Source organism: Bacillus sp. R86525 (assembly GCF_042466195.1).
In the GTDB taxonomy this organism is placed as follows: Bacteria; Bacillota; Bacilli; order Bacillales; family Bacillaceae_G; genus Bacillus_A; species Bacillus_A nitratireducens.
Genome location: NZ_JAXHPX010000007.1, coordinates 4,436,824 through 4,450,255, shown reverse-complemented (window position 1 = coordinate 4,450,255; position 13,432 = coordinate 4,436,824). Strand labels below are relative to the sequence as shown.

General features: G+C 36.0%; 9 protein-coding genes and 1 pseudogene. 7 read left to right on the top strand and 3 right to left on the bottom strand.

The annotated features are described in order from the left end of the window. The 5 genes from SJY24_RS25730 (at position 1) to dnaB (ending at position 7,278) form a co-directional block, all read left to right on the top strand. A complete protein-coding gene (locus SJY24_RS25730; RefSeq protein ID WP_377866668.1) occupies positions 1-1,161 on the top strand; it encodes a restriction endonuclease subunit S in 1,161 nt (386 codons plus the stop codon). 26 nt (positions 1,162-1,187) lie between these two features. Continuing rightward, entirely contained in the window at positions 1,188-4,520 is a 3,333-nt protein-coding gene (locus SJY24_RS25725) for a DEAD/DEAH box helicase family protein (RefSeq protein ID WP_377866666.1), read from the top strand. Between the two features lie 102 nt (positions 4,521-4,622). Then, complete coding sequence (locus SJY24_RS25720; RefSeq protein ID WP_377866665.1) at positions 4,623-4,949, top strand: nucleoside triphosphate pyrophosphohydrolase; 327 nt, start codon at positions 4,623-4,625, stop codon at positions 4,947-4,949. Between the two features lie 182 nt (positions 4,950-5,131). Further along, positions 5,132-5,995 (top strand): DnaD domain-containing protein, encoded by an 864-nt coding sequence (locus SJY24_RS25715; RefSeq protein WP_377866664.1) that lies wholly within the window; start codon positions 5,132-5,134, stop codon positions 5,993-5,995. Beyond that, positions 5,992-7,278 carry a replicative DNA helicase gene (gene dnaB / locus SJY24_RS25710; protein ID WP_377866663.1) on the top strand — a complete coding sequence of 429 codons (1,287 nt, stop codon included), beginning with the start codon at positions 5,992-5,994 and terminating at the stop codon, positions 7,276-7,278. Before SJY24_RS25715 ends, dnaB begins: the two co-directional genes overlap by 4 nt. Positions 7,279-7,366: 88 nt before the next feature. On the opposite strand, the gene SJY24_RS25705 is transcribed toward dnaB, so the two are convergent. Then, entirely contained in the window at positions 7,367-8,152 is a 786-nt protein-coding gene (locus tag SJY24_RS25705; RefSeq protein WP_097865309.1) for a TrmB family transcriptional regulator, read from the bottom strand. A 109-nt stretch (positions 8,153-8,261) separates the two neighbouring features. Between SJY24_RS25705 and SJY24_RS25700 the strand changes: the two are divergent. Continuing rightward, a pseudogene (locus SJY24_RS25700) lies at positions 8,262-9,030 on the top strand (TSUP family transporter). Positions 9,031-9,200: 170 nt separating this feature from the next. Here the strand turns inward: SJY24_RS25700 and SJY24_RS25695 are convergent. After that, positions 9,201-10,088, bottom strand: a complete 888-nt coding sequence (locus tag SJY24_RS25695) for a DMT family transporter (protein ID WP_000776046.1) — start codon at positions 10,086-10,088, stop codon at positions 9,201-9,203. Positions 10,089-10,257: 169 nt separating this feature from the next. Then, on the bottom strand, positions 10,258-12,291 hold the full coding sequence (locus SJY24_RS25690; protein WP_377866662.1) for a sigma 54-interacting transcriptional regulator: 2,034 nt from the start codon (positions 12,289-12,291) through the stop codon (positions 10,258-10,260). A 327-nt stretch (positions 12,292-12,618) separates the two neighbouring features. On the opposite strand from SJY24_RS25690, the gene SJY24_RS25685 reads away from it, so the two are divergent. Next, positions 12,619-13,377, top strand: a complete 759-nt coding sequence (locus SJY24_RS25685) for a gamma-glutamyl-gamma-aminobutyrate hydrolase family protein (RefSeq protein WP_377866661.1) — start codon at positions 12,619-12,621, stop codon at positions 13,375-13,377. Positions 13,378-13,432 lie beyond the last annotated feature (55 nt).

Here is a 13,432-nt window from a genome sequence, read left to right as displayed (position 1 = left end):
ATGCAATACATCAAATTAAAAGATGTTTTTACAATACAAAAAGGGAAGAAAATAGAACAAATTTCGGAATATCAAAAAAACAGTATTCGTTGTATTCAAATAGAGGATTTACGACATAATGATATGTTAAAGTATTGTTTGCCCAATGAAAAAAATGTTGTGGCAGAAGAAGAAGATATTTTGATTGCTTGGGATGGGGCTAATGCAGGAACGGTTGGAGCAGGATTAGTTGGTGCGGTAGGAAGTACGCTTGCAAAAATGACTTTAAAAACAGATAAATTATTAGCACCTTTTGTGGCAATACTTTTACAGTCGAAATTTGATTACTTTCAACAAACGGCTACCGGAGCAACGATTCCTCATATTTCCAGAAAAGCATTAGAAGATATTGATTTACCTGTAATAGATATAGAAATTCAAAAAAAAATAGTAAAAGTAATCAATAGTTCTCTAGATTTAATAAAAAAACGCCAATTCCAAATTGCAGCATTAGATGAATTAAAAAAAAGTGTGTTTTTAGAAATGTTTGGGGACCCAGTTACTAATACAAAAAAATTTAGTCATTCAAAATTAGGAAGTGTTATTGATGTTATAGGAGGGTACGCATTCAAAAGTAAAGATTTTGTAGCAGAAGGAATTCCTGTAATTAAAATAGGGACTGTTAATAAGGGATATTTTGACTCGAAAACACTAGCATTTTTACCTGCTGAATTTACGGATAAATACAATAAATTTTTTGTATATCCAAAAGATTTATTGATTACCTTAACTGGCACTGTAGGAAAAGATGATTATGGGAATATATGTGAAATACCAGATGAGTATTCTAGATACCTATTAAATCAGCGAGTTGCAAAGTTGGAAATAAGAACTAATTTAAGTAAAGAATACTTAAAATATTGTTTTAAGAACAAAAAATATAAAAATCAACTAACAAAACTAAGTAGAGGAGTCCGACAGGCTAATATATCAAACGATGATATAAAAAGTTTAGATATTCCTATTCCTCCTTTAGAATTACAACAAGAATTTGAAAAATTTATAATTAGGGTGAACAAGCAAGAGGTTTTACTAAAAGAAAGTTTAGAGTTATTACATGATCAGTATGAAAGCCTATTATCAAAAGTTTTTAAGGGTGAACTTTTTCAAGAACAAACATAAAAAATTAGCAGTAAGGGGATAAGTTAATGATGAACTTTGGGTTTCTAAAAGAAAAAGAACAGTTTACGAGTTTTGCGAAAGCTTGTGCAGAAGCAGAAAATGCAATGCTTATAAGCCCTGCGACGTGTGCTATTTTGACACGTCGTGCGCTTGAACTTGCTGTGAAATGGGTATATCAAGTTGATAATGATGTCGCTGTACCGTATCGTGATAATTTATCAAGTTTAATTCATGATCGTAACTTCCTAGGTATCATTGATGAAGAGTTATTACCAATGATGAAATATGTGGTGAAGCTAGGGAATACAGCAATTCATACGAATGCCAATATTACACATGATGAAGCAGTACTGTCGCTTCATCATCTTCATCAATTTGTGTCATGGATTGACTATTGCTATGCTGATGAATATACAGCACCAATTTTTAATGAAGTGCTTCTACATACAAGTTTAGAAAAACGTGATCGCCCAGAAGAACTACAAAATTTATATGAGCGTTTAAGTGCGAAAGATAAAGATTTAGAAGAATTACGTAAAGAGAATGCAACGCTACGCAGTCAGTTCACGGCTAAACGTGTTGAGCATACAAAAGAAACAGAATTTGCGTTGGATGAAATCAGTGAATATGATACACGTAAAATGTATATTGATTTAGATTTAAAATTAGCAGGTTGGCAGTTTAATCAAGATATTGATGAAGAGTATCCAGTAAAAGGTATGCCAAACAAGACAGGTGAAGGCTTTGTTGATTATGTACTGCGTGGTGAAAACGGTAAAATTATTGCACTTATAGAGGCAAAGCGGACGTCGAAAGATCCGAAAGAGGGGCGTCAACAAGCCAAGCTCTATGCAGATTGTATTGAAGAAGAGCAGGGATTACGACCAGTTATATTCTATACGAATGGCTATGAAACCTATATTTGGCATGATCATTATAGTGCAAGAAAAACATCCGGTTTTTATAACAAAGAAGAAGTACAATTACTTATTGATCGCCGTGTATTACGTAAACCATTGAAAGATATTGCAATCAGTGATGTTATTACCAATCGCCATTATCAAAAAGAAGCTATTCTTTCCGTTTGTGAAGAGTTTGAACGTAATCAAAGAAAAGCGCTGCTTGTCATGGCAACGGGAAGTGGGAAAACGCGTACAGTTATTTCACTTGTTGATGTTTTAACAAAGCATAATTGGGTGAAAAATATTTTATTTTTAGCGGACCGTACAGCTTTAGTCAAACAAGCAATGCGTAACTTTAATGCTCTAATGCCAAATTTATCGTTATGTAATTTACTTGAAAATAAAGCGAATCCAGAAGAAAGCCGAATGATTTTTTCAACATACGCTACGATGATGAACGCGATTGATGAAACAAAAACAAAAGACGGCAAACGTTTATTTACAGTAGGCCATTTCGATTTGATTATTATTGATGAATCCCACCGAAGTATTTATCAAAAGTATCGTAGTATTTTTGATTATTTTGATGGCATGTTAGTTGGATTAACAGCAACACCAAAAAATGAAGTCGATAAGAATACATATTCCATTTTTAATTTGGAAAATGGAACTCCAACATATGCTTATGAATTATCAGAAGCAGTTAAAGGAAAGTTTTTAGTGGACTACAAAACATTGGAAACGAAAACCAAATTTTTAGAAGAAGGTATTGTGTATGACGATCTTTCTGACGAGGAAAAGGCTGAATTTGAAGATGTTTTTGAAGATGAGTATAATGCACGTGATATTGACAGTTCAGCGTTAAATAATTGGTTGTTTAATGCAAATACGATTGATATGGTTCTAGAAAGCTTAATGGCGAATGGTATCCATATAGAGGGTGGAGATAAAATCGGGAAAACCATTATCTTTGCTAAAAATCATCAGCATGCGCTAGCAATTAAAGAAAGATTTGATTTGAAGTTCCCTGAGTATGGTGGTAACTTCGCAGAGGTCATTGATTATAGTGTGAAGTACTATCAATCGTTAATTGATGATTTTTCAGTGACTTCAAAAATGCCGCAGATTGCTATTTCTGTCGATATGTTAGATACAGGAATTGATGTCCCGGAAGTTGTCAATCTAGTGTTCTTTAAAAAAGTTCGCTCGAAAACAAAGTTCTGGCAAATGATTGGGCGAGGCACACGATTATGTGAGGATTTATTTGGGTTAGGGCAAGATAAAGAGAATTTTTTAATATTTGATTGGTGTAGTAATTTTGAGTATTTTCGTGCTAATCAACACGGGACAGAGGCGAAACTATCGAAAACTTTAACAGAAAAATTATTTAATTCAAAAGTCGATATTGTGCGCGAATTGCAAGATGTTGAATATCAAGTTAGTCCGTATAAAGAATTTAGACAGGGAACGGTAGAGCAATTAGTTACAGATGTAAAAGCGTTAAACGATGAGAATTTTCGAGTACGTCAACATATCCAATATATTCATAAGTACAAGGAAAAGAAAAATTGGAACGCGTTATCTGCTGTTCAAACAAATGAGATTAAAGAGCATGTATCTCCTTTAGTTACGCCGTATGATGATGATGAGTTAGCTAAACGATTTGATTTATTAATGTATACAATTGAAATAGCCAAATTAAATTCAAGTAATGCAACAAAGCCGATTGTACGAGTAATGAGTACAGCAGAAGCATTATCGAAATTAGGTTCAATCCCGCAAGTAGTAGAACAAAGAGGTATCATTCAAAAGGTCAAAGATGAAACTTTTTGGCAAGAAGCTTCCCTTCGAGATTTGGAAGAAGTGCGTGAGGCATTACGAGATTTAATCAAATTTATTGAGAGAGAACAACAAAAAATTTATTATACAGACTTCAAAGATGAAATTATTGAACAGACCGAAAATAGTTCTATATTAGATGTGAATGATTTACAAAGCTATCGTCAGAAAGTAGAATATTATCTAAAGGAACATCAGGATCAAATAGCCATTTATAAATTGCGTCATAATAAAGAACTAACGCAGCGAGATGTTGAAACATTAGAAGAGATCTTATGGCACGATTTAGGTTCAAAAGAACAATATGTAAAAGATTTTGGAAATACACCAATTACAAGATTAGTTCGTAATATTGTTGGATTAGATAGGCAGGCGGCAATGGAAGAGTTTTCGGAGTTTTTATCTGAGGAGCGTTTGAATATTCAACAAGCAAGATTTGTTGAATTAATTGTGGATTATGTTGTGAAAAATGGGATACTTGATAAACAAGTACTTCAGGAGGATCCATTTAGAACACTAGGAAGTATTACTTCATTATTTAAAAGCAATATGGGGGATGTTAAGAAAATTATTAGTGTTATTGATCGGATTAACAAGAACTCGGAGTTTATTTCATAAATATAATGAAAACTATATAAAAGAAGCAATCCAGCAGTTTAACACCTAGTTAAACTGCTTTTCCATTATAATAGAAGAAAAACCAAACGGAGGGAAAATCCCATGCCAACCTACAACAAACTAATCCGAAACAATATCCCACAAATAATAAAATCCAACGGAAAAACACCCACAACAAGAATCTTAAACGAAGATGAATACATAGAGGAACTCTGCAAGAAAACACAAGAAGAACTAACCGAATACCTAGAAGCAAAAACAAAACCCGATAAACTAGAAGAACTCTCCGACCTACTAGAACTAATAAACGCCCTAGCCGAACACGAAGGCACAACACTAGAAGAAATAAACAACATCCGTAAAAAGAAAGCAGAAGAACGAGGCGGCTTTTCAGATCGAGTCTTTCTAATGGAAGTAACCGATAACTAGCCCCTTACAAGCCCCTACCAAGTAATAAATCACTAAGAAAAAACACAACAAAACAAAAACACCAACAAACACCGTAGTAGGAGTCGAAAAAAATTTTGAAATAACACGCCAAAAACCCGGCCATCCTCCCATATATATTATGAAGAGGTTTTCATTTTTGAACGGAGACGGGAGGAATTGGGATGGCGGTGTATCGTACTGTGCAGGTGAATTTTTGGCAGGATGATTTTGTTTTGGATTTGACGCCGGAGGAGCGGTATTTTTATGTGTATTTGTTAACTTGTTCGAAGACGACGCAGTGTGGGATTTTTCCTTTTCCGAAGCGGTTAGCTGAGATGGAGACGGGTTATAATCGGGAGACTGTTGATAAGCTTGTGCAGCGCTTCATTGATTATGGGAAGATTCTTTATGATGCGGATACGCGGGAGTTATTCGTTTTGAATTGGCTTCGTTATAATCCGGTGACGAATACGAATGTGGAGAAGTGCGTTCTTCGTGAGCTGAAGGGTGTGAAGAATAAGGAGTTTGTACATATGTTTCTTCAGAAGTGCGTAGAGGAGGAGCTGAATGTTCCGATGCTTTTAGCGCATTTCGGTATGCCGAGTGATTTGGCTGTGGATGATGTAGAACCAGTTTGCGAGGAGACAGAGGCGGGAGAAGAGGTTATAGAGGAAGAGACGGGAAGTCGCGTGTTTTCTTTTTATGAGCAACATTTCGGTAGTTTGTCTCCGCATACTGTGGAGGAATTAAGTGCATGGATGGAAGATTTGTCAGAGGATCTTGTGCTGAAGGCTCTTCAAATTGCGTTTGAGAATAATAAGCGGACGGTTGCTTATGTGAAGGGGATTTTGAGAGGGTGGCACGGGAAAGGATTTACGAAAGTTTCTGAGGTTGAGGCGGATACGGCGAGCTTTAGGAAGAAGGATTCGTCTGTTAGTACGGGGGAGACGGAGGAGTTTTTGGCGAGGTGTGAGGAGTGGGAGAAGAATGCGCCATCTGAGGAAGAGTTGCAGCGCTTTTTAGCGGAGCGCGGGTGGCGGCCATGAGTATTCAAAATGTGGAGGCGGAAAAGACGGTATTAGGTTCTCTATTAATTGATGGAGAGCTTATTAAGGAGTGCCGTTTGACGGAGCAGTATTTTTCTCTGTCGGTGCATAAGTCTATATTTCAGTTAATGCGAAAAATGGAAGAAGAGGGGCAACCGATTGATCTTGTGACGTTCATTTCTAGGGTAGATCCGAAGTTTTTAGAGGGGATCGGGGGAATGGAGTATTTTATAGGGTTAATGGATGGTGTGCCTACAACTGCCAATTTCTCTTATTATGAGGGGCTTGTTCGTGGTGCCTGGAAAATGTATCAGGCGGGTGTTCTCGGGCACAAGATGGGAGAGCGTCTTATTGCGGAGAAGAATGAGAAAATTATTGGTGAGACGATTACGGCACTTTGTGAGTTAGAGGAAAAGGACTGTGTATGTGAGTTTGATTTGAAGGATGCGCTAGTTGATTTATATGAAGAGCTTCATCAAGATGCGAAAGAGATTACTGGTATTGAGACTGGTTATACATCGCTAAATAAAATGACGTGCGGATTGCAGGAAGGTGATTTTGTCGTTCTTGGTGCGCGTCCTTCTATGGGGAAGACTGCGTTTGCGCTAAATGTTGGAATGCATGCGGCGAAGTCTGGAGCGGCGGTTGGATTGTTTTCGTTAGAGATGAGTAGTAAGCAATTGCTGAAAAGAATGGCGTCTTGCGTAGGTGAAGTGTCAGGAGGTAGGCTGAAAAATCCGAAGCATCGTTTTGCGATAGAGGACTGGGAAAAGGTGAGTAAGGCGTTTGCGGAAATCGGGGAATTACCATTTGAAATTTACGATAACGCAGGCATTTCAGTGCAAGATATTTGGATGCAAACTCGTAAGTTAAAGAGGAAGCATGTTGATAAGAAGGTTTTAGTTATTGTAGATTACTTGCAGCTTATTACGGGTGATCCGAAGCATAAGGGCAATCGATTTCAAGAGATTAGTGAAATTTCTCGTAAGCTTAAGGTATTGTCGCGTGAATTAAATGTTTGTGTAGTAGCGTTGTCGCAGTTGTCTCGCTCGGTAGAAGCACGTCAAGATAAGCGACCTCTTTTATCTGATTTAAGAGAGACGGGACAAATTGAGCAAGATGCGGATGTCATTATGCTTATGTATCGTGAAGATTATTATGATAAGGAAACGATGCAGAAAGAGATGACGGAGATTCATGTGGCGAAGCACCGGAATGGGCCTGTGGGAAGTTTTAAGTTGAGATTTTTGAAGGAGTTTGGGCGGTTTGTAGAGGGGAAATAGTGAAAAGACTTGAGTATTACTTTGCATATAAAATAAAGCATAAGTTTTCCATTGAATTCACTTATGCTTTATTTTTTGAATATATTTGTTATTTCCCCATAAAAAAGGATTTTCTCTCTGTAGTAATCCATTGTTCCAAATCGTCTTGGCTACGTTGGACAAGTCGATTCACTAGCACATCATGCCATACATAATCCTCTAATAGATATATATGAACTGGATCATCTGTATAAAAAGCAACGTTACGCTCTTCAAGTGATGGTCCATAAATCATCTCTTTAGAATCTATGGATAAAATAAACCAATGTTCTGTAGAGCAAGTTTCTGTATAGGGTGTGATACGATGGGCTTCTAAATTTTTAATTGGATTTTCAACATGCAGGGTAATACCTTGTACTGTAACTTTATCAGATACCGCAGATAGTTCCTCTTTTAATGCTTCATACATCTCATCCCACATTGAAATGACAATACGTTGTTCTGCTTTTTTTATTAATGTCTGACAATAGCTAATGATTGTTTTTTTGTCTTTTAAAGTAATCACTCGATTATCCGTTTTTTCCTCGGAAGTTTCTAGTTTTTTTAATGAGTCACTGATTCCTTCATAAGTAGACTGCCATTCAGATTGAGCCTTTTGTAAAAAGATTTCAACAGGTAGAGGTGAATAGCGAGTGGTGTCATTTATTTCTTCTTTCATGACAATTCCTTTTTCTACAAGGTTACCTAAAATCTCATAAATTCGTGCTCTTGGGACACCTGAATCCTTACTCACTTGGTAGGCTGTGACAGGCCCCTGTTTAACAAGAGATACATAAGATTTAGCTTCATATTCATTAAAACCCATTTTCTTAAGCTGTTGCACTATGTAGTCCACTTTTTTTGTCCTCCGATGTTTGTTTTTATATTTCAACGTTACAATAACTCTTTACATTTAGCAAATTATTAGTTACTATTCCAATAGTGACTAAAGAAAGGTTGATAATATGGATTTTTATTTAGACCCATCAGTATTAATTATTTTGATTGTTTTTGGATTTTTAGCTTCATTTATTGATTCAGTTGTAGGCGGTGGTGGACTGATTGCTTTACCAGCTTTATTATTTACAGGACTGAATCCAGCAAGTGCAGTAGCTACGAATAAACTAGCGTCGACAATGGGGTGTGCAACTAGTAATATTGTGTTTTATCGTTCTGGTAACCTTGATTTGAAATCGGCGTTTAAATTAGTTCCACTCACTTTCATCGGTTCCATAATAGGGGCATGGACCGTTCATTTAATGAACCCAGAAGTACTGAAGCCATTGATGCTGATAATGCTTGGAGTGGTTGCTATTTATACGATATTCAAAAAGGATTGGGGCAGTATTTCCACTCATAAGAAATTGTTCTGGTCGACACTTCATTATTTTTATTTTTTTTGTTTTTGTTATTGGTTTTTATGATGGATTTCTAGGTCCTGGCACAGGTTCATTTTTAATGTTTGCTCTTTTGTTTATTGGGTATGATTTTTTAAAAGCAGCAGGTAATGCGAAGTTTCTTAATTTAGGAAGTGATATTGGGGCATTGCTGATGTTTATGTGTGTAGGACAAGTAAACTATGCGTATGGTTTTATAATGGGGATTGCTCAAATTGCTGGAGGGATTGTTGGCTCCAAATTTGCTATAAAAAAAGGTAGCGGGTATGTTCGTGCTCTTTTCATTACAGTAACTTGTTTATTGTTAGCGAAAAATCTGTATGACTATGTGCAGTAAGTAATGTAGAAAAGGTTAACTATGCAGGCTACAAAAATATAATAGTTCCTTGTAACATTTTTTTAGATGCTACCTTATTCGAAGATAGCATCTAAAAAAATTAAGGTAAGAGGATGAAAATAATACAAACGAATATTTTCGGGGTATGTTTATGTACTGTAGCGAAATAACTATTCCATATTTTTCTTATAATTAGGCCGCAATACACTCTTAAAATCAACCTCAGCAATCAACACACTCACTAATATAAGCGTCGCGCCTAAGTATCCTTTTCCGGTAAGTGTTTCACCGGTGAAAACGAAAGCGAAGCCTGCGGAAAAGACAGGTTCTAATGAGAAGATAAGTCCGGTATGTGTAGGCGTCGTGTATTGCTGGGCGATAACTTGTACGATGAAAGCAACTGCGGTGCAAAATATGCTTAAGGCTAAGATGATGAGCCATGAGTTGGTTGTGCTAGGAAGCTTTGGTGTTTCTATAATGAATGAAAAAATAAGACTAAATAGGCCGACGAAACCGAGTTGGATGACGCCAAGTGCAATGGAGTTCACATGTTTCGTTACGCTGCCAGTGATGATGACGTGAATGGCATAAAATAAGGCAGACAGTATGCAAAATATATCGCCGTTACCGATCTTGAATTCGCTCGTTAATGTTAATAAGCCGATTCCTATTATCGTTAAAATGATTCCTACTATCACTTTCTTTTCTGGAATGTGTTTTAAAAATATAGCTGATAATATCGGAATGAAAATGACTGTGAGACATAGTAAGAATCCAGCATTAGAAACACTTGTGTACTTTGTGCCGAAAGTCGCGAAAATGTAAACGATAAATAAGACAGAAGCGAGTATAAATGCATATTTTACAGTTTTAAAATCGATTTTGAATAAATGTTTGTAAAATATTAAACCTGATAAAAGAAAGGCGATAATAAATCGTAATGCGATTAAATTGTATTCTTCTATGCCTTCGAGTCCAACCTTTGTAAGTAAGATGGATGCACCCCAAAAGAATGTAACTAGTAGTAGTCCTAAATCCGCTTTTAATTGTAGTTTCATTTCTATTCCCTCGTTATGTATAAAATTTTAAATCCCATACCCCTATCCCCATTCTTCATTTTAATATTAATTCTGAATATTTGTAACTTAAATTTATCGACGTTTTATTCCATCAAAAAAAAGGCTGTTTATAAAACAGCCTTTATGTATCTGAAAATCTGAACCTTGACTAAAGATTACGTAGAATCTCCAAACCTTTTCCTGTTAAATTAATTCCTGCTCTACCTCTTTTTATTTGCACATATCCTTTCATTTTTAGGAAGTTCAATCGGTGTCTCACTTGTGCTTCAGATAAGTTTATTTCGAATTCTTGGCTCTTTTCAGAAATAATTCTTCGTCCAATTGCCTTTCCTTTTTCTTCATAATTCATGATGAGGGTAAGGATGAAAAGTGATTCTTGATCAAGAGCGTTTGAACTTGAAGAAGAGGACGGTATACTCTCGGCTTGGTCGCTATCTGTTTTCTGATGTGGAGGCTTTTGGAAATAATGTTGATTAGGTAAATCATTTTTTGTTATTTGGTTTCCGGTACGGACAGCAAGCATATAATCTATCGTATTTTTAAGTTCTCTTACATTTCCGTACCATGGATATCCTTGAAGTTCTTGAATTAATTCTTGTTCAATTTTGACTTTAGGATCGGATAGCGCAACAAAATGTTTAGCCAATAATTCAATGTCATTTCGGCGCGCCCTTAATTCGGGAAGGTGTATAAAGAGTACTTTAAGCCTATGGTATAAGTCTTCTCTAAACACATTTTCTTGAATCATTTTTAGTAGATCTTTATTGGTTGCTGCAATAATCCGGACGTCTATCGGGATAATTTGGCTTCCGCCAACGCGCATGATCTCTTTTTCCTGCAATACTCGAAGTAGTCGTGCTTGGAGTTTCAGGCTAATATCTCCAATCTCATCTAAAAAAATAGTGCCGCCATTTGCTTGTTCAAATAATCCCATTTTTCCGCCCTTTTTTGCTCCGGTAAACGCTCCGTCTTCATAACCAAATAATTCACTCTCGACTAAATCATCCGATAAAGCACTAAAGTTAACAGCAAGAAAAGGGCCGCTATTTCGCTGGGAAGCGTTATGAATAGCACTTGCAAATAACTCTTTTCCGGTACCACTTTCACCCTCAATTAATACAGTTAAATCCGTCTTAGCTAACCTTTTGGCAATTTGTTTCGTGTCTTGGATCGGAGAGCTAATGCCAACGATATTATGAAAATTGTATTTTGCTACATAACCTTTTTTGACAAATTCTTTTCTTAATTTCCGTTCAAATCCGATAGTCTTAAGGGCATTTCTAAAAGTAACAATAATCGATTGATCATTTATATGTAGACGTTCCACTATTACATCCAAGCCGTTTACAACAAATATTCCGCTTTCTTGTTGCTTATTTGAAAGGATGAAGTTTGCTAAATCAATATTATCAATAATGGCATCAATCGGATGACCGATAGCATGTTTGCTTTTTATTTTCAGCATGCTTTCCAAGAATTCATTAAAGACAACAATTCTTCCTTCATAATCAATAGCTAGTATGCCGTCACCAACACCATCAATAACTTGATGAAGTTGTCGATGAGCTTTAGCTAAATTCTTTGTTAAATCCACTATTTTTCGATAGTATCTTTCAGAAACGTGGTTACCTGATTCCTCCATTAAATGAAATCGATCTAGAATAGACATGATTGTAGTAATATCTATTAATCTATGACCAATATTAATTACTTTTTCTACAAAGTCAGGGATAATTTCAAGTTCGCCAGGTGTAATTGCGAGCTTGATCATTTGTATATTTGTTTTTCCAGGATAGTATGGGACATATTCAATGTGGTTCAGCCCCAATTGACGCATCGTTTCAATTGATTCGTATACTGTTTCATGATTATCATTCACATATAGAGCTTGTGTTCCTTCTGGTAAAAATAAAAGCTGGTCCACGTTTTCATAATTTAATGTTCGTTTTGCTATTATTACTTCGCAGTTTTCCCCAATAAAGTCTTTCACCGTTTCTATCGTAAATGTATTCGGTAATACAATTAATGTAGAATGAAATACTTTTGGAATACTTTCTTCTACAGAAAAACTTTCGATATCTATGAGGTCACCTACCATCTCCGTTAGTTGTTGATGTAGGGCTTTTCGTGTTTCTTTTAAAACGGTGATCAATACAATGTGGTTGGTTTCAAATTTGTTCATAGAGCACCTCTTTAGTTGAATGTAATTGGTCTAAAGTTGGTTATTAATTGGTTATTATGTAACCAATTAATAACCAATTATAATACATTTCAACACAGCAAACACCAATAAAACGACAAAATATTTAAAAATATGTAAATAATCACTTTAATTTTAATGTTGGCATGATATTTGCTTATATCAATGGTGTGTAAAGAAATAGTGAAATGAGTAGAGTCGTAATTTACATATTTAATTCTTTACCACTTGTTAGAAAAGGGAGGTTAAGAGGATACAATTTCAGCAGAGAAAGACAACGAAACCATTTAAATTATGAGGTGAGAGAAAATGAAACCACTAATTGGTGTTACTGGGTATTATGTTGATCATAGTGAAATAGGGAAGGAGGGCTTACGAGGGCTACCAGGTCAAGATATGGCTATCTTTTCTTATGACTATATTCGTTCAATTCAACGAGCAGGTGCAACGGTTGTTCTACTTCCAATTGAGGAAGTTGATCAAATTGAGTCCACACTTAATCAATTAGATGGATTGTTATTGGCTGGTGGCGCGGACATCAATCCGGTTTATTACGGTGATACTCCAAAATCGTATATAGGTACTGTAGAGGAAGAACGAGATAATTTTGAATTAAATTTGGCAAAGCAGGCTTTAGAAAAAGATATTCCTATTCTAGGAATTTGCCGAGGATTACAAGTGTTAAATGTTGCAGCTGGTGGATCTCTTTATCAAGACTTAGAGCACGAGATGGGGCCAGAATATTTCCATGTTCGAGAACAGTTCCGTAAATGGCAAGGCTCTCATTCCGTAGATCTTTTGGAAGAGGGAAAAGTTTATGAGGCTATTGGCCAAAAATCTTTAATGGTTAATTCTTTTCACCATCAAGCAGTGAAAACATTAGGGAAAGATTTTGAGGCGAGCGCATGGTCCTTTGATGGTGTGATAGAGGCTATTGAATCCAAAGCTCATCGTTATGTAGCAGCGGTTCAATGGCATCCAGAAATGATGTCGGAAAGGGATGCTCTACAGCAACGTTTATTTAACCAATTTGTAAATGAAATTAGTAAAAAGGTAGTTAAATCCTAGCGTGTTATAAATAAAAGAATTGGTGGATAGCTTGGTACGTCATGGTAGTGGGGAA

Coding starts and splice junctions, on each gene's coding strand:
- SJY24_RS25730 (WP_377866668.1), top strand. CDS start 1: ATGCAATACATCAAATTAAAAGATGTTTTTACAATACAAAAAGGGAAG.
- SJY24_RS25725 (WP_377866666.1), top strand. CDS start 1,188: ATGATGAACTTTGGGTTTCTAAAAGAAAAAGAACAGTTTACGAGTTTT.
- SJY24_RS25720 (WP_377866665.1), top strand. CDS start 4,623: ATGCCAACCTACAACAAACTAATCCGAAACAATATCCCACAAATAATA.
- SJY24_RS25715 (WP_377866664.1), top strand. CDS start 5,132: ATGGCGGTGTATCGTACTGTGCAGGTGAATTTTTGGCAGGATGATTTT.
- dnaB (WP_377866663.1), top strand. CDS start 5,992: ATGAGTATTCAAAATGTGGAGGCGGAAAAGACGGTATTAGGTTCTCTA.
- SJY24_RS25695 (WP_000776046.1), bottom strand. CDS start 10,088: ATGAAACTACAATTAAAAGCGGATTTAGGACTACTACTAGTTACATTC.
- SJY24_RS25690 (WP_377866662.1), bottom strand. CDS start 12,291: ATGAACAAATTTGAAACCAACCACATTGTATTGATCACCGTTTTAAAA.
- SJY24_RS25685 (WP_377866661.1), top strand. CDS start 12,619: ATGAAACCACTAATTGGTGTTACTGGGTATTATGTTGATCATAGTGAA.